The sequence below is a fragment of the Nocardia wallacei genome, assembly GCF_029868745.1.
GTDB classification, from domain to species: domain Bacteria; phylum Actinomycetota; class Actinomycetes; order Mycobacteriales; family Mycobacteriaceae; genus Nocardia; species Nocardia wallacei_B.
Window position 1 is genome coordinate 1 of the sequence record NZ_JARWOP010000086.1, and the last position, 20263, is coordinate 20263.

The 20263-nt window shown below is 69.3% G+C and carries 23 protein-coding genes; 11 read left to right on the forward strand and 12 right to left on the reverse strand.

Translation table 11 applies throughout. The features are described 5' to 3' along the window. Positions 1–313 precede the first annotated feature (313 nt). Positions 314–961: a class I SAM-dependent methyltransferase gene (locus QH470_RS06325; RefSeq protein ID WP_280271325.1), complete on the reverse strand. Its 648-nt coding sequence runs from the start codon at positions 959–961 to the stop codon at positions 314–316. A 113-nt stretch (positions 962–1074) separates the two neighbouring features. On the opposite strand from QH470_RS06325, the gene QH470_RS06330 reads away from it, so the two are divergent. The 3 genes from QH470_RS06330 to QH470_RS06340 all read left to right on the forward strand — a co-directional run bounded on the left by QH470_RS06330 (position 1075) and on the right by QH470_RS06340 (position 3847). Further along, positions 1075–2187 (forward strand): alcohol dehydrogenase catalytic domain-containing protein, encoded by a 1113-nt coding sequence (locus QH470_RS06330; RefSeq protein ID WP_280271326.1) that lies wholly within the window; start codon positions 1075–1077, stop codon positions 2185–2187. 91 nt (positions 2188–2278) lie between these two features. Next, positions 2279–3034, forward strand: a complete 756-nt coding sequence (dapB, locus tag QH470_RS06335; RefSeq protein ID WP_280271327.1) for a 4-hydroxy-tetrahydrodipicolinate reductase — start codon at positions 2279–2281, stop codon at positions 3032–3034. Between the two features lie 351 nt (positions 3035–3385). Then, the gene (locus QH470_RS06340; RefSeq protein ID WP_342228419.1) at positions 3386–3847 is read left to right on the forward strand and encodes a hypothetical protein; all 462 of its coding nucleotides are present in this window, start codon (positions 3386–3388) and stop codon (positions 3845–3847) included. A gap of 10 nt (positions 3848–3857) precedes the next feature. Here the strand turns inward: QH470_RS06340 and QH470_RS06345 are convergent, their stop codons facing one another. Continuing rightward, the gene (locus QH470_RS06345) at positions 3858–4697 is read right to left on the reverse strand and encodes a MerR family transcriptional regulator (RefSeq protein WP_280271329.1); all 840 of its coding nucleotides are present in this window, start codon (positions 4695–4697) and stop codon (positions 3858–3860) included. A 186-nt stretch (positions 4698–4883) separates the two neighbouring features. Here QH470_RS06345 and QH470_RS06350 point away from each other — a divergent pair, with 186 nt between their 5' ends. After that, positions 4884–5534, forward strand: a complete 651-nt coding sequence (locus QH470_RS06350) for a lipocalin family protein (protein WP_342228420.1) — start codon at positions 4884–4886, stop codon at positions 5532–5534. Positions 5535–5609: 75 nt separating this feature from the next. Next, positions 5610–6923 carry a cryptochrome/photolyase family protein gene (locus QH470_RS06355; protein WP_280271330.1) on the forward strand — a complete coding sequence of 438 codons (1314 nt, stop codon included), beginning with the start codon at positions 5610–5612 and terminating at the stop codon, positions 6921–6923. A 36-nt stretch (positions 6924–6959) separates the two neighbouring features. On the opposite strand, the gene puuE is transcribed toward QH470_RS06355, so the two are convergent. From puuE to QH470_RS06385, 6 genes are all read right to left on the reverse strand, one after another. Continuing rightward, positions 6960–7865, reverse strand: a complete 906-nt coding sequence (gene puuE, locus QH470_RS06360; RefSeq protein WP_280271331.1) for an allantoinase PuuE — start codon at positions 7863–7865, stop codon at positions 6960–6962. Between the two features lie 49 nt (positions 7866–7914). After that, entirely contained in the window at positions 7915–8988 is a 1074-nt protein-coding gene (gene alc / locus QH470_RS06365) for an allantoicase (RefSeq protein WP_280271332.1), read from the reverse strand. Continuing rightward, positions 8985–10193, reverse strand: coding sequence for a DUF6986 family protein (locus QH470_RS06370; RefSeq protein ID WP_425302622.1), 1209 nt, complete (start codon positions 10191–10193; stop codon positions 8985–8987). Before QH470_RS06370 ends, alc begins: the two co-directional genes overlap by 4 nt. Before the next feature lie 5 nt (positions 10194–10198). Further along, positions 10199–10939, reverse strand: a complete 741-nt coding sequence (locus QH470_RS06375; protein WP_280271334.1) for an aspartate/glutamate racemase family protein — start codon at positions 10937–10939, stop codon at positions 10199–10201. Positions 10940–10944: 5 nt separating this feature from the next. After that, entirely contained in the window at positions 10945–12477 is a 1533-nt protein-coding gene (locus tag QH470_RS06380; RefSeq protein ID WP_280271335.1) for an NCS1 family nucleobase:cation symporter-1, read from the reverse strand. Positions 12478–12568: 91 nt separating this feature from the next. Continuing rightward, positions 12569–13303, reverse strand: coding sequence for a GntR family transcriptional regulator (locus QH470_RS06385; RefSeq protein ID WP_425302619.1), 735 nt, complete (start codon positions 13301–13303; stop codon positions 12569–12571). A gap of 53 nt (positions 13304–13356) precedes the next feature. On the opposite strand from QH470_RS06385, the gene QH470_RS06390 reads away from it, so the two are divergent. After that, on the forward strand, positions 13357–13812 hold the full coding sequence (locus QH470_RS06390; protein WP_280271336.1) for a flavodoxin family protein: 456 nt from the start codon (positions 13357–13359) through the stop codon (positions 13810–13812). A 482-nt stretch (positions 13813–14294) separates the two neighbouring features. On the opposite strand, the gene QH470_RS06395 is transcribed toward QH470_RS06390, so the two are convergent. Genes QH470_RS06395 through QH470_RS06405 form a run of 3 tightly spaced genes read right to left on the reverse strand, consistent with a single transcriptional unit; the run spans position 14295 to position 15978 of the window. Beyond that, on the reverse strand, positions 14295–15134 hold the full coding sequence (locus QH470_RS06395; RefSeq protein ID WP_280271337.1) for a helix-turn-helix domain-containing protein: 840 nt from the start codon (positions 15132–15134) through the stop codon (positions 14295–14297). Then, a complete protein-coding gene (locus QH470_RS06400; RefSeq protein ID WP_280271338.1) occupies positions 15131–15682 on the reverse strand; it encodes a DUF6879 family protein in 552 nt (183 codons plus the stop codon). The genes QH470_RS06395 and QH470_RS06400 overlap by 4 nt, the downstream gene beginning before the upstream one ends. Next, entirely contained in the window at positions 15682–15978 is a 297-nt protein-coding gene (locus QH470_RS06405) for a hypothetical protein (RefSeq protein ID WP_280271339.1), read from the reverse strand. The genes QH470_RS06400 and QH470_RS06405 overlap by 1 nt, the downstream gene beginning before the upstream one ends. Positions 15979–16197: 219 nt before the next feature. On the opposite strand from QH470_RS06405, the gene QH470_RS06410 reads away from it, so the two are divergent. Genes QH470_RS06410 through QH470_RS06430 form a run of 5 tightly spaced genes read left to right on the forward strand, consistent with a single transcriptional unit; the run spans position 16198 to position 19652 of the window. After that, entirely contained in the window at positions 16198–16368 is a 171-nt protein-coding gene (locus QH470_RS06410; protein WP_280271340.1) for a hypothetical protein, read from the forward strand. 1 nt (position 16369) lies between these two features. After that, on the forward strand, positions 16370–16630 hold the full coding sequence (locus QH470_RS06415) for a hypothetical protein (RefSeq protein ID WP_280271341.1): 261 nt from the start codon (positions 16370–16372) through the stop codon (positions 16628–16630). A 16-nt stretch (positions 16631–16646) separates the two neighbouring features. Continuing rightward, positions 16647–17345 carry a response regulator transcription factor gene (locus QH470_RS06420; protein WP_280271342.1) on the forward strand — a complete coding sequence of 233 codons (699 nt, stop codon included), beginning with the start codon at positions 16647–16649 and terminating at the stop codon, positions 17343–17345. Then, the gene (locus QH470_RS06425; protein ID WP_280271343.1) at positions 17342–18622 is read left to right on the forward strand and encodes a sensor histidine kinase; all 1281 of its coding nucleotides are present in this window, start codon (positions 17342–17344) and stop codon (positions 18620–18622) included. Before QH470_RS06420 ends, QH470_RS06425 begins: the two co-directional genes overlap by 4 nt. After that, on the forward strand, positions 18609–19652 hold the full coding sequence (locus QH470_RS06430) for a hypothetical protein (RefSeq protein WP_280271344.1): 1044 nt from the start codon (positions 18609–18611) through the stop codon (positions 19650–19652). Before QH470_RS06425 ends, QH470_RS06430 begins: the two co-directional genes overlap by 14 nt. Before the next feature lie 25 nt (positions 19653–19677). Here the strand turns inward: QH470_RS06430 and QH470_RS06435 are convergent, their stop codons facing one another. Continuing rightward, positions 19678–20124: a hypothetical protein gene (locus tag QH470_RS06435; RefSeq protein WP_280271345.1), complete on the reverse strand. Its 447-nt coding sequence runs from the start codon at positions 20122–20124 to the stop codon at positions 19678–19680. Positions 20125–20263 lie beyond the last annotated feature (139 nt).

Here is a 20263-nt window from a genome sequence, read left to right on the forward strand (position 1 = left end):
GGGTGGGGGGGGGGTTGGGCGGGTGGGGGTGCGGTGGGCTGCGGGGCTGCGGGGGGCGTGGGTTGGGGCGCGCTGGGGTTGGGCGTGGGCGCTGGGCTTGCGGGGGTGTGCGCTGGGGGTGAGCGAGTGCGCTGGGCATGAGTGGGTGTGCGCTGGAGTGAGTGGGTGCGTTGGGCGTGAGTGGGTGTGCGCTGGGGTGAGTGGTGCGCGCTGGGGTGAGCGCGGGTGCGCTGGGGCGTGGGTAGGAGCGCTGGGGAGTGGGTGGTTTTGCGGCGGGGTGGGTGCGGTGGAGGGTTGGGCGATGCTGTGGGGGCTAGTGTTTGCGGCCGACGGTGATTACGTCGGGGACCAGCCAGCGGGGGAGTGGGCGATCGATTCTGCGTTGGTTCGAGACGTCGAAACCTGCGCCTCGCAAGAGGTTTCGCATTTCGGCGGGGGAGGGTGCGTGGTAGGGGCTGAAGGTGGTGCGGGTGAGTTGGCGGACGGGGCTCGCCAGCTGACCGGCCGGGTTCACGGTGGAGACGGCGACCAGGCCGCCGGGCACCAGTACGCGCGCGAACTCGTCCAGCGCGGCGGGCTGGTCGAAGAAGTGGAACGCGCTGGTGGTGACCACCGCGTCGAGTGACTCGTCGCCGAACGGCAGGCGCTCGGCGGGGGCCTGCAGCCACGTCACCTGCGGTGATCGGGTACGCGCCTGGGCCAGCATGCCGGGGGAGGCGTCGACGCCGAACACCTGTTCCGGTCGCAGCTCGCGCTCGATCCGCGTGGTGAGAATGCCCGTGCCGCAACCGATGTCGGCGATCCGGCGGCAGCCGGCCGCCCGCAGTTCGGCGATCACCTGGTCCTGCGGTGGCCGATACACGACGTGCTGGAGCAGCGGGCTGTCGTAACCGCGCGCGATCCGGCCGAAGGAGCCGGTGATCAGGCGGTTGAGGCTGCGGGTGGGGGAGGTCGTCTTCATGAATTCGCCTCGTCGGTGTCGGCGCGTGCTCGGAAGGTGTACCTGCGGGGATTATGGCACCGACCGCGACGGTCCGCGCACACCCGGTACCCGCGGGCGGTAGCGTCGGGTCCATGAGGATCTGCGGTGCTGTCCTGGAACGAATCGGCGATCACTCGCCATATGCCGAGTCGAAACCCCTCGTCGTGGACGAACTGGACCTCGGCGCACCCGGCCCCGGCGAGCTGCTGGTCCGCATCGAGGCCGCCGGGCTGTGCCATTCGGACCTGTCGGTCGTCGACGGCAACCGGGTGCGCCCGGTGCCGATGCTGCTCGGCCACGAGGCGGCGGGCCGCGTGGAGCAGACCGGTTCCGGCGTCGACCTCGAGATCGGGCAGCGCGTGGTGATGACCTTCCTGCCGCGCTGCGGGAACTGCGAGGGCTGCGCGACCGGCGGCCGCACCCCGTGCGTGCCGGGCAGTGTCGCCAACAACAGCGGTGAACTGCTCACCGGCGGACGCCGACTGCGGCGTCGCGGCGAACCGGTGCATCACCATCTCGGCGTCTCCGCCTTCGCGACCCACGCGGTGGTCGATCGGCGCTCGGTGGTGCTCGTCGACGACGACGTGCCGCCCGAGGTAGCGGCCGTGCTCGGCTGCGCGGTGCTGACCGGCGGTGGCGCACTGCTGAATTCGGCCCGTCCGGGTCCGGGCGACCGCATCATGGTCGTCGGCCTGGGCGGGGTCGGCATGGCGGCGGTGCTGGTGGCGGCGTCGCTGCGCAAGGAACTCGGCAGCACGGTGATCGCGGTCGACACCTTGCCCGAAAAGCTCGCGCTGGCAACCGATCTCGGTGCGGATCAGGTATTCACGCCCGCGGAACTGACCGAGTGGGGCGTGCGGGCCGATGTCGTGGTCGAGGCGGCCGGTAATGTGCGGGCCTTCGAGACCGCCGTCGCCGCCACCGCGCCGGGCGGCACCACCGTGACCGTCGGCTTACCCAATCCCGAAGCGCGAGCGAGCATTTCACCGCTGGGACTGGTGGCGCAGGGCCGCTCGATCGTCGGCAGCTACCTCGGTTCGGCCGTGCCCGACCGCGACATTCCGGAATACATCCGGATGTGGCGCGAGGCGCGGCTGCCCGTCGAGCGCCTCGTGTCCTCGCGCATCCGGCTGGAGGACATCAACGAGGCCATGGACGAACTGGCGGCCGGGCACGGCCTGCGTCAGGTCATCGTGTTCGACTGAGCGGCTGTCGAGGGGATGGCTCCCGGCGGCCGATTCTCCGGCGGCTAGGCTCGGCTGCGCAGGAGACGTCGAGGCATGTGAGGAGTTCAGGGTGACTGCGAACCGGATCCGGGTGGGTGTGCTCGGCGCGCGCGGCAAGGTCGGGCAGGCGATCTGCGCGGCGGTCGAGGCGGCCGACGATCTGGAACTGGTCGCGCAGGTCGACAAGGACGACTCGCTGAATGCGTTCACCGAAGCCGGCACCCAGGTCGTCGTCGATTTCACCCATCCCGACGTGGTGATGCCCAACCTGCGCCGGCTGGTGGAGTCCGGCATTCACGCCGTGGTCGGCACCACCGGATTCGACGAGGCCCGGCTGGCGGAGGTCCGCGGCTGGCTGTCGGCCGCCCCCGAGGTGGGGGTGCTGATCGCCCCGAACTTCGCGATCGGCGCGGTGCTGTCCATGCGTTTCGCCGAGCAGGCGGCGCGCTGGTTCGACTCGGTCGAGGTGATCGAATTGCACCACCCGAACAAGGCCGACGCGCCCTCGGGCACGGCCTACCGGACGGCGGGCATCATCGCCGAGGCCCGCAAGTCGGCGGGTGTGGGGCCCAGCCCGGACGCCACCACTACCGAACTGGACGGCGCTCGCGGCGCGAACGTGGACGGCGTGCGAGTGCACTCGGTGCGGCTCGCCGGACTGGTCGCCCACCAGGAAGTGCTGTTCGGCACCCAAGGCGAGACCCTGACCATCCGCCACGATTCGCTGGACCGCTCGTCCTTCGCGCCGGGCGTGCTGCTCGGCGTGCGGCAGATCGCCGCCCGCCCCGGCCTCACGGTCGGCCTCGACCCCCTCCTGGACCTGTGAGCGGGATCCGGATGGTCGGCATCATGAGCGGCAGCACGGGGTCCGGGCGGCCGTCGGTCTGCGGAGTTGCCTCGTGATCGGCATGCAATCGACGTGGGGCATCGGCCCGCGGAGTGGCATCACGGGGGTGGTTGTCGGCCTGTGGAGTGCCATCGGGAGCATCACGGGGGTGGTTGTCGGCCTGCGGAGCGCCATCGTGAGTGGTATGGGGGTCGTTGCCGGTCGGCGAAGCGCCATCGTGAGCGGCATGGGGGTCGTTGCCGGTCAGCGAAGTGCCATCGTGAACGGCACGAACTTCGGGTGGCGGCCCGTCGTCGGAGTCGCGTCGTGAGGGGTGGGGATGCTCGCCAGGTGGGGGTGAAGGTTGGCTTTCTCGGGTTTCTGGTGCTGGCACTGGCGTTCTATTTCGTTCTGCTGGGGCGGATCGCGGTGGAGTTGATTCGCTCGGGTGGGGTGGCGGCTGTTGCCATCGGGATCGGGGTGCTGATCCTGCCGGTCCTGGGCGTGTGGATCGTCGCGACCAGTATTCGCGCCGCGCTCGCACACCAGCGGCTGGCTCGGCGCATGCACGAGGAGGGCGGCGAACTCGATGTCTCCGAGCTGCCGCGCCGACCTTCCGGTCGGATCGAAAAGGCCGCTGCCGACGCCCTTTTCGAGCAGGTGCGCGGCGAATGGGAAGCCGACCCGGAGAACTGGCGCACCAACTACCGGGCCGCCCGCGCCTACGACTACGCCGGTGACCGCACCCGCGCCCGCGAAACCATGCGCCGCGCAGTCGCTCTGGAACGTCTCGAGCGCGAAGGCGAGCGCTAGGCCCGAGCGGTCAACGTAACCGATCGATCGCATTCACAAGGCTGTACACCGGGGTCACCGGATCCGGCAACGACACCTCGTCCCAACCGGGACCGCCGACGTACACCCGGGCCCGCCCGGCGAGGCAGGCGCGGACCGCCGATGTCAGCGCGGTCGACTCCTGCTGTGACCACAGCACGATGGAGACCGGCCGGGTATGCCGGACCAGAGTGTCGGTCAGCGCACTCGTCGGCACGTTCGCGCCGAGCATGAGCGCGCCGACCCCGAGTTCGGCGAGGGCGGCGCGCAACACCTCGAGCGGCAGCGCGTGGGTTTCGCCGCTGGTGCACGCGAGGACCACGGACCCCGGGCGTCCGGCGGGCGGCGGCGCGACCCGTTGCAACACTGAGGTGATGCACCACGACAGCAGATGCTCCACGTCGACACAGCCCACACCGTCCTCCTGCTGCGCGACGATCTCACCGAATGCGGGTCGGCACAACGCATTCCACGTATCGACCACGCCGTACGCGCGGAAGTGAGCGGTCAGTAGCTCGGTCGTCCGGGTGGCGTCCAAGGCGAAAGCGGCGGCCAGCAGGGTGGCGGTGTCGCCGCGCGTGGCGACCGGCAGGCGCACCGCGGCGGCGGCCCCGGCCGGGCTGGCGCCACCGCGGATCAGGGCGACCATGCGTTCGAGCTGCGCGATGTCGGCCTCGGTGTAAAGGCGGTGCCGCCCGGGCCGATCGCGCGGCGGCCCGATGTCGTAGCGGTGATTCCAACTCCGCAGCGTGGCGGTCGGGATGCCCAGCCGTTCGGCGACCGCGCGCACCGTGTACCCCGCGTCGGAGTCGGGCCTGGAACCAGCGGGCATGGCCACATTCTGCCTGCCGGTGCGGTGCGGCCACGGCACGGCCGGGTCCGCTCGTGTCTCGGTCGAGGGATGGATCGTCCGAGGAGCCATGGCGGTCCGGCGCTGTGGTAAGAATTCTGGCAAGGCGCAACGTTTATGCATCGTTTGTGCGTAGGATGGACGACAGTCGACCCGGAAGGAATGCCCGTGCCCGCTCGCAGCCGTTTCCGCTGGATCTCCGTCGCTACCGCTCCGCTCGGGGCGATAGCGGTACTGTTCGCGGCGGCACCGGTGGCGGCCGCGGCGCCCCCCCCCGTGCCGCGGCTCGATCTCCAGCGGTATCTCGGCACGTGGCACCAGCTGGCTGCGGTTCCGCAGTACTTCACTCTCGTCTGCGCCCGCGATACCCGCGCCGAGTACATGCTCGATCCGGCGGGCGACGTATCGGTGCACAACAGCTGCCTCACCTGGGCCGGTACCACCAACGAGATCACCGGCACGGCCACGGTGACCGATCCGGTGACGGACGCGCAGCTGCACGTCGCGTTCCCGGGTGTGCCAGCGCAGGAGCAGCGACACGGTCCGCCCAACTACGTCGTCACCGGCCTCGCGTCGGACTATTCGTGGGCGGTGGTCACCGACCCGACCGCGGTCTCCGGATTCGTGCTGTCCCGCACCCCGAGCCTGGATGCCGGACAGTGGCAGGACGTGCGGGACGCGATCGCGGCCGCCGGCCAGGACACCTGCCGCTACCTGACATCGCCCGCGGCGGGGGTCATACCGCGATCGTTCCCCTCTGCTCGCTCTGATTCGTCCGGTGCGGCTGCCGCGAGGGTCGCGTCGGCAGTGGTGGGCTGAGCCGCCCGACCCTGTTCCGGCGCCACCCTCGTGGCAGCCGCACCCGTTCGGCGACAACCGATTCGGAGGTCTGTATTGCCTGTCACCGTCGCCCTGTTCACCCGCGATCTGCGCGTGCACGACAATCCCGTGCTGACGGCCGCGCAGCGGGAGGGCCACGCGGTCGTCCCGCTGTTCGTCGTCGACGACGGGATCGTCGCCGAGCGGGCGTCGGCGAACCGGGCGCGCTTCCTGGCCGCCGCACTCGCCGAACTGGACGCCGGACTGCGGAAGACGCAGGGCCGTCTGGTGATTCGACACGGCGATGTCGTGGACGCGGTGGATCGGGTGGTCGACGAGGTGGGTGCGGCGAGCGTGCACATCGCCTCGGACGTGAGCTGGTACAGCCGCCGACGCGCGGATGCGCTGCGGGAGCGGCTCCTTCGGCGCGGCTGCGAACTGCGCGTACACGGCGGATCGATCACCGCCGCCGATCCGTCCGAGCTGTCCCCGGCCACCGGGCGGGACCATTTCGCCGTCTTCACTCCCTACTACCGGCGCTGGCGGGAGGTGCCGCTGCGCCGCCCGCTACCGAAGCCCGCGCCCCTGAGTGTGCCGCCGGTGGACAGCGATCCGCTACCCGACTTCGATGCCGTGACGGGTTCGCCACAGCTGTCCGTCGGTGGCGAGATCACCGCGCGGAAGGCGTTGCAGCGCTGGGTTTCCGGTCCGATCAGCGACTACGCCACGCACGCCGACAGCCTGTGCGCCGACGCCACTTCGCGGCTGTCGCGCTATCTGCATTTCGGGTGCCTGTCACCGACCGAGGTGCTCGCGCGCGCCGACGTGTCCAGCGCGGGCGGCGAGGCGTTCGCCCGGCAACTCGCCTGGCGGGACTTCCATCACCAAGTGCTCGCCGCGCGGCCCGAGGTCGGGTGGCGCGACTATCGCCCGAGCCCGCGTGCGTGGCGCGACGACCCGCAGGCGGTCGACGCGTGGCGGACCGGCCGGACCGGCTATCCGGTCGTCGACGCGGCCATGCGCCAACTGCGTGCCGAGGGCTGGATGCACGGCCGCGCCCGCTTGATCGCGGCCAGTTTCCTGACCAAGACCCTTCGCCTGGACTGGCGTATCGGCGCCGACCACTTCCTGCGCTGGCTGGTCGACGCCGATATCGCGAACAATCAGCTGAACTGGCAGTGGGCCGCCGGCACCGGCACCGACACCCGGCCCAACCGGGTACTCAATCCGTTGCGCCAGGCCGATAGGCACGATCCCGAAGGCGAATTCGTGCGCCGCTGGGTTCCGGAACTCGCGCACCTGCCGGGCGCCGCGGTGCACCGGCCGTGGCGTGCGGGGGTGCCGCCCGAGGTCTATCCAGCGCCGATCATCGAATGCCACGGAATGTGAGACCTTGCGCGGGCGTAGCTCCCTATCCCATGAAAATTACTGCGGTGGATGCACTTTCGCCCAGTGCTCGGCGATATCGATGCGCCGCGCCAGCCATACCTTGTCGTGCGACTGCACATAGTCGAGGAACCGGCCGAGTGCCGCCGCCCGCGCCGGACGCCCGGCCAACCGGCAGTGCAGTCCCACCGACAGCATCTTCGGCGCGCCGGCCGCGCCCTCGGCGTAGAGCACGTCGAAGGCGTCCTTCAGATACGTGAAGAACTCCTCGCCGTTGGCGAATCCGGCGGGGGAGGAGAACCGCATGTCGTTGGCTTCCAACGTGTACGGCACCACCAGATGGTCCTGTCCCTGGACCCGCACCCAGTAGGGCAGGTCGTCGGCGTAGGAGTCGGAGTCGTAGGTGAAACCGCCGTGCTCGACCACCAGTTCGCGGGTCTGCGGCGAGTCGCGCCCGGTGTACCAGCCGCGCGGCGGCGCGCCGAACAGATCGGTGCAGATGCGCACCGCCTCCGCCATGTGCTTGCGCTCGGTCTCCGCGTCCACCATCTGATACGAGATCCAGCGCAGCCCATGGCAGGCCACCTCGTAGTCCAGCCGCCGGAACGCCGCCACCGCCTCCGGATTGCGTTCCAGCGCGCGGGCGACACCGAAGATCGTCAGCGGAATGCCGCGGCTCTCGAACACCCGCAGCACTCGCCACAGTCCCGCCCGCGAACCGTACTCGTAGAGCGTCTCCATGCTCAGGTGCCGGTTCGGAAAGGCTTGGGCCGGAACGATATCCGACAGAAATGTCTCCGAGCCCGCGTCTCCGTCGAGGACGCAGTTCTCGCCGCCCTCCTCGTAGTTGAGCACGAACTGCACGGCCACGTTGGCATCTCCGGGCCAGTGCGGATGTGGCGGGTTGGGGCCGTACCCGACCATGTCGCGTCCGTAATCGCTCATGCCGCAACACCTTTCGCCCCCAAGCGGGCGCGGCGCCGTGCGGTCCGGGTCACGACGGGTCCTCGCGCAACCGGTCGAGCGCGTCGTCGGCCAGGGGACCGAGCACCGGCTCCACGGCCAGTTGCGTGCGGGCCGTCTCGGTGAGCGTGCCGAAGACGCGCAGCCGGGCGAAACCGCCGTCCGGATAGACGTCCAGGCGGACCTCGGTGACCGGTTCGGCCTTCTCGAGCGGGAAGCGGTGCCGGGTATCGGGCAGCAGGCCGGTCCGCGGCAGCAGTTCCACCTCGGTGCCGTCCGCGCGGATACCGGTGAGGCGGGCCGCGCCCGGGCTGTTGAACAGGAAGTAGGAGGTATCGATCTCGACGGCGTCCAGCACTCCCTCTCCGGTCAGCCGCACCCGCACCCAATCGTTGCCGCCGCCGCGCCGCCGGGCGGTCTCCCAGCCCTCGCCCATGATGCGGGCCCGGTCGGGAAGGAGCAGGTTCTGCGGCGCGGAGTAGAAGCGGTCGGAGCAGTCCACCACGCGCCCGCCGTTCTCCAGCCCCGCCAGATCGAACCGGCCCGAACCGAGCCAGCGCAGATCGGTTTTCGCCTCGCCGTGCACGCGCAGCCGGGCCACGCCGCCGTCGGGATACATCCGCAGCCGCACATGGGTGAAGCGCCGCTCGGAGTCGACGGTGAAGGAGTTGGCGGTATCGCCCTCGACCTTGGCGCGCGGGACGAGCGTGGTCCAGCCGGGCCGGGCCGCGATCTCGTCGGCGGGCGGGTAGCCCTCGATCGCGATCGCCTCCACCGAGATTTCCGGCGGATAGTTGCCCTTGAACCACGCGGTGTCGACGACCACGCCGCGGATCACGCCGGGCACGCCGAGCCGCACGACGGCCTCATCGCAGTCGTCGGCGGCCGGTGCGTCGCCGCCGGGCCGTCGTCGCCGCCGGGTCTCCCAGCCGTCGTAGACCTTGCCCTTGTGCCCGAAGCTCTCCGTGGAGAAGGTGGCGGGCTCGGGACGGATCAGGTTCTCCTTCTCGGCGAACGACTCGTCGTTGGCCCAGATGACCGCGCCGCCGAGCGAGCGCAGGGCCAGGTCGGGAAGCAGGCTGAAATCGTTTGGCGCACCGCTCATGTGAGTGGCAGTTTCCTTTCTCGCAATTGGTGAAGGACGTCGACGGTGGCGGCCGGGGCCAGCGCCGTGACGTCGCCGGGTTCGAAGGCGCCGCAGTCCAGCCCGCGCAGCACGACCGTGGCCAGCGCCTGCGCGGTCGCCGGTTCGTCGACGACGGCGCCGCCGTGGCGCTGGAGGTATCGGTCGATGCGCGGCGCAGCGGCCCGCAGCGCGCCTCGGAAGAAGGTGTAGGTCGCCAGCCAGCGGGTGACCAGGTGGCCGGGATGCATGTCCCAGCCCTGGTAGTAGCCGCGCTCGAGCGACCGGGTGACCAGGCGGAAGTGCCGTGAGATCGCCGCGGCGACCTCCACATCGGCGCCGATCGGCGCCACCTGCGTGGAGCCGTCGCACACCCACACGCCCGTCTGCGCGGCCGCCGCCTGCATCACGGCCTTGGCGTGGTCGGCGACCGGATGATCCAGGGATTGGAACTGCGGTGAGATCCCGCACGCCGCGCTGTAATCGTATGTGCCGTAGTGCAATCCGCTGCACCGTCCGGCACTGCGGTGGATCGCCCGGGCGACCGTGGCGCAGCCGTCGGGGGCGATGACCGCCTGCGGGCTCTCGATCTGCAACTCGAAACGCAAAGCGCCCGAGGGCAAGCCGTGCGCGGACTCCAGTGCCTCGCACAAGTGCACGGCGATGTCGACCTGTTCGGCCGCGCGGATCTTCGGCACGGTGAACACGAACCCGTCCGGCACCCCGCCCGCGCCGTCGAGCACCCGCTCCAGCGTGCCGATCGCCCGGTGGTACTCCGCCCCGGTCAGGCCCTTGATACGGACGCCGCGGGAGAACACCGCCGCGGGTAACGTCGCCAGAATCTGCCCGGCGCGCACCGCGTCTCGATCCTCGATCTCGTCAGCGCGGGTGCCGTAGCCGTCCTCGAAATCCAGCCGCAGATCCTGAACAGGCCGCTGCGCCAGGGTTTCCCGCACCCGTGCCAGCCCGTCGTCTCCGCCCAGATCCATCAGCAGCCCGGCATGACGATCCGCCAGTTCCGTTGCCGCCGCACCCCATTCGTACGGCAGCTCCTTGGTCGCATCGGCAGCGGACACGTACGCCGTGTGAATAGGCTGCCCGGGCCGGTCGCCGGGGTAGTACCGGGCCAACTCGGCGTCCACATCGCGCAGCCGGCTCGCGACGGTGGACAGGAAGTCCGGCGGCAGTCCGGTCACGAGGCTGTCCCGTCGGTCCCGAACTCCGCCAGCAGTCCCGTGTAGTGCTTGGGCAGTGGGGCCGCGAATTCGCCACGGCCGGACTTGCGCAGGCCCAGGGTCACCAGCGACTGCACCGCGAGGGTCGCCGCGGCGACGCCGTCGACCACCGGCACCCCGGACTCCGCGGTGAGGTATTCGCACAGGTCCGCCATGCCCGCGCAGCCGAGCACGATCGCGTCGGAGCCGTCCGCCGCCACCGCGGCGCGGCAGGCATCGGCGATGACGCGCCGCACCTTCGGGTCCTCGAGTTCGAGTACGGGGATGTCGGTGGCGTGGATGCCGCGGCAGAAGCGTTGCATCCCATAGCGTTCGGCCAGATCCTCGGCCTGGCCGACGGTGCGGGCCAGCGTGGTGACCACGCTGAACCCGCGGCCCAGATGGCTCGCGGCCTGCATGGCCGCCTCGGCGATGCCGATCACCGGGCCGCGTGCCCGCTCCCGCGCGGCGTACAGTCCGGGATCGCCGAAGCAGGCGATCACATAGCCGTCGACACCCTCCGCCTCGCCGCGCGCGATCTCGGCCAGCAGTCCGGGCACCGCCAGCGCCTCGTCGTAGTGACTTTCGATGGAGGCCGGGCCCATGGCCGAGGTGACCGACTCGACAACCGTGCCGGGCGCGGCGACAGCTCGCGCGCACTCGTCGATGACCGCCGTCATGGCGGCCGTCGTGTTCGGGTTGATTACACGAATTCTCATGTTCCTCAACGGGTCTCGGAAGGGACTGGGACGGGTAGCCGGAACCGGCCGCGGGTGGCGAGCGCCCCGTAGGCGAGCAGGCCGAGCCCGCAGCCGATGAACCAGCTGTACTGCGCGGCGGTGTACATCCCGGTGAGGCGGCCGGAGGTCAGCACCGGGAACATCGCGGCGGCGGCGCCGACCGCGGTCGCGATGATCGCGGCCGGGTTGTAGCCCCGGCGATACCAGTATGTGCCGCGCGAGGACATCGTGAACAGGTCGTCGACCACCACGTGCTGCTTGCGCACCAGGTAGTAGTCGGCGATGAGCACGCCGAACAGCGGGCCGATGCAGGCGCCCAGCGTTTCCAGCGTGTAGTGGATGACATCCGGGTTGTTGTAGAGATTCCACGGGGTGATGAGCAGCGAACCGACCGCGGCGATCATGCCGCCCGCCCGCCAGCTGATCTGCTGCGGACTCACGTTCGAGAAATCGAACGCCGGGGAGACGAAGTTCGCGACGATGTTGATGCCGATGGTGGCGACGGTGAACGTCAGGGCGCCGAGCACGATAGCGAAGGTGTTGTCGATGCGGGCGACCGTCGCCACCGGATCGGTCACGAGTTCGCCGTACACCGGCACCGTCAGCGATGCGGTGACCACCACGAGCAGCGAGAACACCAGGAAGTTCACCGGCAGCCCGAGCAGATTCGCGCGCTTCACCGCGGTGAACGACCGGCCGTACCGGGAGAAGTCGCCGAAGTTCAGCATCGGGCCGGAGAAGTACGACACCACCAGCGCGATCGCGCCCAGCATCACCGGCAGCGCCGACCAGCCGTGGTGGGTGACCGTGGACAGATTCAGATCGATCGCGCCCCAGCCGGCCTTCGCGATGAGGTATCCGCACAGCGCGAACATCACGACGTAGACGGCCGGACCACAGAAGTCGATGAACTTCCGGATGGATTCCATGCCGCGCCAGAACACGCACGCCTGCAACACCCACAGCGCCAGATAGCTGCCCCAGCCCAGCGCCGACAGTCCGAGGAAACCGTAATCGGCGGTCACCGCGTACGGCGCCAGCCCCGGAAACAGCTTGACCAGCACGACATCCAGCGCCGCCGAGGCCAGGAAGGTCTGGATGCCGTACCAGGCCACCGCGATGAGACCCCGGATGACGGCCGGAATATTGGCGCCCAGGACGCCGAACGCGCTGCGGCAGATCACCGGGTACGGCACGCCCGTGCGCTGGCTCGGCTTGGCCACCAGGTTGCAGAAGACATTGACGATCACGATGCCCACCACCAGCGCGATCAGCACCTGCCAGCTGGCCAGGCCGAGCGCGAACAGGCTGCCCGCGGTGACGTAGCCGCCGACGCTGTGCACGTCCGACATCCAGAACGCGAAGATGTTGTAGACACCCCAGGTCTGTTCGCGCAGCGGGGCCAGATCCTCGTTGGTGAGGCGGGGGTCGTAGTCGGGATTCGAAGCGGTGCCCGGGATCGCAGGAGCTGCCGCCTCCTGGGTGGTCGCGAGCGCCGGTGCGGCGGTCTCGGTCATGTCGCACATCCGATCGATCTATCCCGCGGCAGCGGGTGAAACGTGATTCGGACGACGTTAACGAGCCGGTATTGCCTGCTTGTTGCGTGAACTATATATCTTCCGGCGTGGTCGGCTCGGCGAACAGACCGGTGTCGGTCGGCAAGCCCGACACCACGTGGTTGAGCCGGGCATGGTGCTGCTCGGTGGCCGCCAGCAGCGCCTCGGCGTCCCCGGCCAGGAACGCGGCCAGCTGACGGCTGTGGTCGGCGTGCAGCACAACCCGCTCGCCGGTACTGACGTGCACCATCGGTTGTACCGGTTCGGTGATGTTCCACGCGTATTCGAGCATGTGCACCAGCCGGGCCATCCCCGACGGACGGGTCAGCGCCAGGTGAAAGATGCGGGTCTCGCGGTGATAGGCGGCCGGGTCGTCGTCGAGCACCGCGCGCTCGAGCCGGGCATGCGACTCGGTGGCGAGGCGATGATCCTCGGTATCGGCCTGCCGCACCGCGGCGGCCAGCGCCGCCGACTCCAGCCGCTCCCGCACCACATACAACTCGCGCAACTCCGCGGCGGTCAGCCGGGTCACGGTGTACCCGAAGTTGGGCCGATGCTCCACCAGCCCTTCGCCGATCAGCGTCTGCAACGACTCCCGCACCGGAATCGCACTCACATCGAACCGCTTCGCGAACTCCCGCAACGGCAACCCCGTCCCCGGCGGCAGATTCCCCTCGAGAATCAACCGCCGCAACTCACCCAGAATCTCCTGCTGCGAATACCCCCGGCGAGGGTCGGCCGCCGGCGTCAACTCCGGCAACCGGGGAAGTCGGGAACGGGAAGGCACGCCACGTACGGTAGCCGCCCGAAGCGCCGCGATAGCCGCACTAGGCTCGAAGCGTGCCGACATTGCTGATCATCCACCACACACCATCACCATTCATGCAAGCAATGTTCGAGGCCGTGGTGTCCGGCGCGACCGATCCGGAAATCGAGGGCGTGGAGGTCGTGCGGCGAGCGGCCATGGCAGTGTCGCCGACAGACGTCTTGGCGGCAGACGGATACCTCCTCGGCACCCCGGCCAACCTGGGCTACATGAGCGGCGCCCTCAAACACGCCTTCGACATCATCTACTACCCCTGCCTCGATTCCACCCGAGGCCGCCCCTTCGGCCTCTACCTCCACGGCAACGAGGGCACCGAGGGAGCGGAGAAGGGCGTCACCTCGATCACGACCGGATTGGGGTGGGTGAAGGCGGCCGAGTATGTGGTGGTGTCGGGCAAGCCGTCCAAGGGCGATCTTCAAGCGTGCTGGGAACTCGGCGCGACCGTGGCGGCACAGCTGATGGAAGGGTGAGCGGCGGCAACATTGCGATGCTCGAGAAAGACCGGCTGACAACGCCGTAGGTCGAACCCACGAACACGAAAGTATGTCACCGGCGATGCGTCGATTGCACGACACCGAGATCGAAGAGCTACTGAGCCTGGATATTGTGGCGCACTTGGCTGCGGTCGATGCCGCGGGCTAACCGCACATCGTCCCTATCTGGTTTCTGTGGGAGCACAACAAGTTCCACTTGACCAGCGACGCAGATCGTCCGCACCTGGACCGAATCCGAACCGATCCGAGGGTCGGATTGGTGATCGACACCGAGGATCGCTCCTGCCGCGGTCGACATGAGCCTCGCCCGCAGCCGGACATTGATCACCATCACTCCTCGCACGATCCGAGCGGTCGCGAGCGTGTGAAACCGGCCCCATGATCGCGTTTCCGACGACTCGTAAACTCGGCCCGGCAATGAATGACGCCGAAACCGAGGCCGGCGTGCACGAATGCGCTTACGCGGTGCCCATGCGTCGCCCCAGCACTTTCACGATGAGGGCCCGGGCGGCGTCGTTGTAAACAGCTTGTTCGGCGAGCACGGCGAAGGTCTTCTCGTGCAGGGCGATCTCGGATGGGCGGGTGATGGTCAGTTCGGCGCTGACGGTTTCGGTGAGCACCTGGGTGCGGTCATAGATTACGAAGTTTGTTGCTGGGGCGCGGTATTCGGCGTCCAGTGGGATTATGCCCAGGCGGAGATTGGGGCGCTCGAGTTCGTCGAGTAGGCGTTCGAGCTGTGCTCTCATGACCGCGCTGTCGCCGACTGTCGGGTGTAGGGCGGCCTCGCCGATCAGGATGTGGAAGCGATGCCCGCCGCGCGCCAGGACATTCTGTCTGGCCATCCGCGTGGCCACGGCTTCCTCCAGGTCGTCACGACCTCCGATGAGGGCGATGCAGATACGCAATATGGCTCGCGCGTAGTCCTCGGTCTGCAACAGGCCGGGCATGGTGTCCGGGTCGTACCAGCGGATGAGTCGGGTCTCGCCTTCGAGCTTGACCGACTGCCGCTGTCGGTGCGCGTGTCCGGCGGCCATGGTGCGCTGCCACTCCAGATACATCGCGCGCAGGTTTCGCAGGCTCGCTACCAGATCATCCAGGACGGCCAGGCTGTCGCACGCTTCGCACCAGACGGCGAGGTCGGCTTCGGACGGTGCTTGCTTTCCGCGCTCGATGCGGCTGATCTTGCTGGAGTGCCAGCCGCACCGAACGGCGAGGTCGACGCCGGATAGATGGGCGGCTCGGCGCAGTTCCCGAAGGCGTGCGCCGAGCGCGGCCCGTGCGTCATCGACAGCTCTCACAGTGCGTGCGCGTACTCGCTGTCGGCGTAGCGGGCGTGGTCGATTCCCTTCGGCCACAACGTCGCCCGTGCTCGCACGCACAGGCCGACGATCCCCGGATCGGTGGTGATGGACAGGCCCATGAATTCTCCCGTCTCGGCGAACGTCGTGAACGCTACCGTGTCGTCATCGAACAACCAGTAGTCATCGCCAGGCACGTCGGCCGGGTCGGCGAGGTGGCGCGGAAGCCACCGCACTACCTCCCCGACCTCCACATTGTTGTCTGTCTCGCTGAGTAGCCACCGCGTGTAGTCCGAGTGCGGGACGGTCACGACTCGTAGCCGTTCGAGCGCGACGCCGCGCCCAGCCGTTTCGGCCATGAGGTCATCCCATGCCTTCCAGGACGCGGGCTGTTCCTCTGGTTCGTAGGTCTGGCCGGCCTTCCAGCGCCGCAGTGCTTCGACTTCGTCGGCCACGCCGTAGGTGTCCTGCACCTCCAGGTGGAAGGCATACCGGCGAGCCGAGCGAAACAGCGGCTCGAACACCGCGTCGCCGACGACGTGGAGCATCAGCGCACCACCACGGCCGTCTCATGGTCGGCGAGCCGGAGCTGTGCGAGGACTTCGGGCGCGGTGACCTGCTCCCCGCTGACTAGGAATGCGCCGGGTTGCTCGATGGCCTCGACGGGCAGCGTCATTCCGGGTTCGAGCCAGTCGAGCAGGGCATGAGGCACGAGCACGCTCCCGGTTCGGTCGGTGATGTCGCCTTGTACGACCAACTCGCCGGTCTCGGCCGCGTACAGCGCCGGGCAAGTGCCGCTTTTCGAGCCGGATCCGAGCAGACGCAGTGTGAGGTGAGATTGCATTGTGAGGCCATCCTTTGCGATTGAAGGGAACCTGCCCGGCAATAATCCGTGTAATGGACGCTGGCTGGCAATAGCGATCGCAAAGACTCGCAAAAGTGTAGCCGCTGTGGTCGGTGCTTACTTAGCGTTCGATTCATGTCCCGCCGTCGGATCGACCAGCCTCCGCGCCGGTCTCCAGGTGACGGGTGGACGCCAGCCGGACGACCAGAAGGGGCGGACATGACCACACCCGCACGATGGGGCGAACTGGGAAACGCCACGCCCGCGCCGGACAGCGGCCCGCTCGGCTATCTGCATCACAGTGACGGAACCTGGTCGTTCGTGGGTGCCGACGGATGGCCGGTCCGCCCTGAGGAATTCTATGTCGACACCGAGACCACGGAGCCGTGACGTGGGCGTAGTCCTCGGATTCGTCGTCGTGATCGGCCTGCCGCTGGCGGTCATTATCGGTACCTTCTTCTGGCCCGAGCGCATCACCTCAGAAGGCACATCCACGCGCACCCCCGCCGAAGGCGGCGCCAAAACACCCACCCCCCGATTTCTTGTGGCTGACTTGGAGCCCTCCGCACCGGCATACTCGACGAAACAACGTTCCGGTGCCTGTTGGTTTGTGCGCGGGGTCGGTCGCCGGGCCAGGTGTTCGGGATTCTGAGAAGGGGTGAGTGGCCGTGGACGCGATACAGCAGGGGACGCCGGAGCAACCGGTGACGTCGCAGCCGCGCCGGATCGGACTGGTCGAGGACCACGAGTCCGTGGCGCTCGGTCTGGCCTCGATGCTGGCGGGGGAGGCCGATCTCGAACTCGTGCTGACCGCTGGGACGGTGGGTGAGCTGCTCGCGGCGGCGCCGCAGCTGGATCTGGTGGTGCTGGATCTGCGGCTGGCCGACGGTTCCACGCCGCAGGACAATGTGCGCGCGTTGCGCGATCGCGGCCTCGAGGTGCTGGTGTTCACCGGCGCCGACAATCCGTTCCTGGTGCGTTCGGCCGCGCGTGCGGGTGTGCTGGGCGTGGTGCGCAAGTCGGAGGACGTGCAGACCGTCGTGTCGGCGGTGCGCGCGGCCGCCTCGGGGGAGCAGGTGGTGACCACGGATTGGGCCGCCGCCATCGACGGAGACCCGCAGCTCTCGGACGTCGGGCTCAGCCCGCGCCAGCAGGAAGTGCTCACGCTGTACGCGTCGGGAGAGAAGGCATCGCGGGTAGCGCGGCTGACGGGGCTCTCGGAGCAGACCGTCAACGACTATCTCGGGCGCATCCGCCAGAAGTACGCCGATGCCGGTCGGCCCGCCCCCACCAAGACCGACCTGTACAAGCGGGCGGTGGAGGACGGCTGGCTACCGGTGCCCGAACGCGGCAACCCCCGGGCATGATCGCTGTCGGCACGACGGAGGCACCGATCGTCCGGGCGGGTCCGCTGGTGCGGGCGGGAACGTGGTGGCGCGGCCATTCGGTGAGCGAGGACGCCGGCGCGGTGGCATTCGACCGGATCGTCCGGCGGCTGGGCCTGTCGATGGGTATCGGCGGGATGATCATGGGCCTGGTCGACCTCCCCGAGATCGTCGCCCAGAGCCGGCATGCGCCGGATTGGTGGGCGCCGATCGCGGCGGCACTGGTGTTCGGCGGCTTCCCGGTCCTGGCGGCAGTGTCGATTCGCTTGCGGCCCAAGGCTATTCGTGCGGTCTCCGGGTTCATCGCGGTGGGCTACCTGGCCGGTCTGGCCACGTTGCCGTTCGCCCTGCAGACCCACACCGTGGATGCGGCCTCGATGTGGGTGTACCGGATGCTGCCACTGGGCATGCTGACCGCCGCGCTGGCCTGGCCGGTGCTGCTGTCGGCCGGGTATCTGCTGGTCGGTTCGGTGGCGGTGGCGGCGAGCAACGTCTATCTGGTCGAGGAGCTCACGGCGATGTCGGCGGTCAGCGCGTTCGCCCGCGCCTTCGGGCTGTCCACACTGCTGCTGTGGTGCGTGGCCAGCGCGTTGAGCGCGACCGCTCGCGTGGACCGGGAGTCGGCGCGGGCCAGCCGGCAGGCGGCGTCGTCGGCCGCGGCCTCGGCCCGCGATCACGAAAGGTCCCGCTTCGCCGCGCTGATCCATGACGCCGTGCTCTCCACCCTGCTCGACGCCTCCCGCGGCAACGAGCAGTCGGCGGTGCTGCGCCGCCAGGCCGAACGCACCCTCGAACAGCTCGACGAGATCCGTGTCGCCGCCCGCGAACCCGATGTCCTCGACGCCCGCGCGGCGGTCATCTTCCTGCGTTCGGCCGTGCACGAGATCAATCCGGGCATCCGCTTCGCCACGCGGACCTGGCCCGGCTTCGACGACCTGCGCATGCCGGTGCACGCGGCCACCACGCTGGCCTCGGCGCTGGGCGAGGCCGTGCGAAACAGCCTGCGGCACGCGGCGATCCCCGGACGGACCGTGCACCGCACCGTCACCTGCACCATCAGCGCGGGCAGTATCCGGCTCGTCTTCACCGACGACGGAGCGGGTTTCGACGTGCGGCGGGTGCCGTCGGACCGGCTCGGCATCTCGGTCAGCATCCTGGGCCGGATGCGGCAGCTCGCCGGCGGCGCCGGGTTCGTGGAATCGCAGCCGGGGGAGGGGACGGCGGTGACGCTGGTGTGGGGCGGCGATGGTTCGCACTGACTTCCGGGACCCCGATGTCGCCGCGGGGTTCGGTTTGCGGGAGTTGCTCGGCCTGCGTGGCGGTGCGGCCTGGCTGTTCCTGCTGATCCTGGAATTGACGATCGTGCTGTACATGCTGCGCAACTTGTCGGCCTCGCCGTTGTGGGCGGTGCTGATCGCGCTGGTCGTGCAGGTGATCGCGGGGGCGCTGGTGCTGGTGGTGCCGACCGACCCGCTGCCCTGGCCGGTCACGGCGTACGTGGTCGCGGCCGGGCCGGTCGCCACGGTGCTGACCGTCGCCCATCTGGATGCCGCGCACGCCGGGCACATGGTGTGGACGACCTTCGTCACCTCCTACGTGCTCGCGGTGCTGGTGCTGCGCGGCCGATTGCGGGCGGCCTGGCTCGGTGTCGCCGGGGTGGTGGTGGTCGACGGTCTGGCGGCGGCCCGGATCGGCAGCGCCGACGGCGCCATCTCCGCGGCCCTGGTACCGGTCGGCACGGTCACGGCCATCTCGGTGTTCGCGGTGATCATGCGCCCGACCCAGCGCACGCTGCGGATCCTGCGCGAAGAAGTCACGATCCGCGCCGCCGCGGAGGCCACCATGGCCGCCGCCGACGGCGAGCGCGTCCGGCAGCTGGCGCGGCTGGACCGAGTGGCGCGGCCGATCCTGGAGCGGATCGCCGACGGCGCCGAACTCACCGCCGCGGAACGCGAGGAATGCCGGTTGCTGGAGGCGGAACTGCGCGACGGCCTGCGCGCGCCGAAACTGGTGACCGAGGAACTCAGCGGCGCGGCCCGCGGCGCTCGCTCCCGCGGCGTCGAGGTGGTGCTGCTCGACGACGGGGGCTTCGCCGGTGCGCCGCAGTGGGTACGTCAGCGCGTAATCGACTCGGCGACAAAGGAATTGGACGCCGCCAACGGTGGTTCGATCACGGTGCGGGTGCTGCCGACGGGCCGCCGGGTGCTGGCGACGGTGCTCGCCAACGCCCCGGAGCACGACCGCCGCACCGAGATCGACACCGACGGCAACATCTCGGTATCGACCTGAGGCGTCGCGGGATCCCGGCGTGGGCTCAGTCGTCGCAGCGTCCGGGGCCGCCCCGGCGCATCTGGTCGCGCAGCGCGTCCTGCACCGTGCTGGACAGCCACGAATTCAGTGACATCCCGTTCTGCGCGGCGGCCTGCTCGGCGCGCGACTTGATCTGGTCGACCAGGCGGAGCGTGACCCGGCTGATGTCACCGGTCAGATCTTCGAAAGTGGGCGTCTCGTCCGGACGCTCGTCGGCCCGCACATCGACGCGCGCGTCGGTGCCGTCCATCGACACCCGGACGGTCCGATCGCCGAGTGCCTCGCTGATCTCGGCGGCCAGGTCCGACAGCGCCGCGAGCAGCGTCAACCGCGCTGCGTTCTCGGTGGCCGCGGCCAAGGCGGCGGCGGTGGCCTGCGTCTTCTCGTCGCCGAGTGCCGCCGCCGCGACCAGATCCTCGCGTAATCGCGCGGTATAGGTGTTCAAATCCATGACATCAGCATGACGCCATTCCTGATGTCATACAAGCGGCAAAATGATGTCGCGGTTGCTGTCGTGATACTGGTGTGACGAGTGTCCCCCGCGCCCAGGTGGACGACGGGTGCGATGTCGGTTCCCCGACCGGGTAGCC

Bases quoted from the DNA above. Each gene is read 5' to 3' on its own strand.
- QH470_RS06325 (WP_280271325.1), bottom strand. From the start codon at position 961: ATGAAGACGACCTCCCCCACCCGCAGCCTCAACCGCCTGATCACCGGC.
- QH470_RS06330 (WP_280271326.1), top strand. From the start codon at position 1,075: ATGAGGATCTGCGGTGCTGTCCTGGAACGAATCGGCGATCACTCGCCA.
- QH470_RS06345 (WP_280271329.1), bottom strand. From the start codon at position 4,697: ATGCCCGCTGGTTCCAGGCCCGACTCCGACGCGGGGTACACGGTGCGC.
- puuE (WP_280271331.1), bottom strand. From the start codon at position 7,865: ATGAGCGATTACGGACGCGACATGGTCGGGTACGGCCCCAACCCGCCA.
- alc (WP_280271332.1), bottom strand. From the start codon at position 8,988: ATGAGCGGTGCGCCAAACGATTTCAGCCTGCTTCCCGACCTGGCCCTG.
- QH470_RS06375 (WP_280271334.1), bottom strand. From the start codon at position 10,939: ATGAGAATTCGTGTAATCAACCCGAACACGACGGCCGCCATGACGGCG.
- QH470_RS06380 (WP_280271335.1), bottom strand. From the start codon at position 12,477: ATGACCGAGACCGCCGCACCGGCGCTCGCGACCACCCAGGAGGCGGCA.
- QH470_RS06400 (WP_280271338.1), bottom strand. From the start codon at position 15,682: ATGCTCCACGTCGTCGGCGACGCGGTGTTCGAGCCGCTGTTTCGCTCG.
- QH470_RS06405 (WP_280271339.1), bottom strand. From the start codon at position 15,978: ATGCAATCTCACCTCACACTGCGTCTGCTCGGATCCGGCTCGAAAAGC.
- QH470_RS06410 (WP_280271340.1), top strand. From the start codon at position 16,198: ATGACCACACCCGCACGATGGGGCGAACTGGGAAACGCCACGCCCGCG.
- QH470_RS06425 (WP_280271343.1), top strand. From the start codon at position 17,342: ATGATCGCTGTCGGCACGACGGAGGCACCGATCGTCCGGGCGGGTCCG.
- QH470_RS06430 (WP_280271344.1), top strand. From the start codon at position 18,609: ATGGTTCGCACTGACTTCCGGGACCCCGATGTCGCCGCGGGGTTCGGT.
- QH470_RS06435 (WP_280271345.1), bottom strand. From the start codon at position 20,124: ATGGATTTGAACACCTATACCGCGCGATTACGCGAGGATCTGGTCGCG.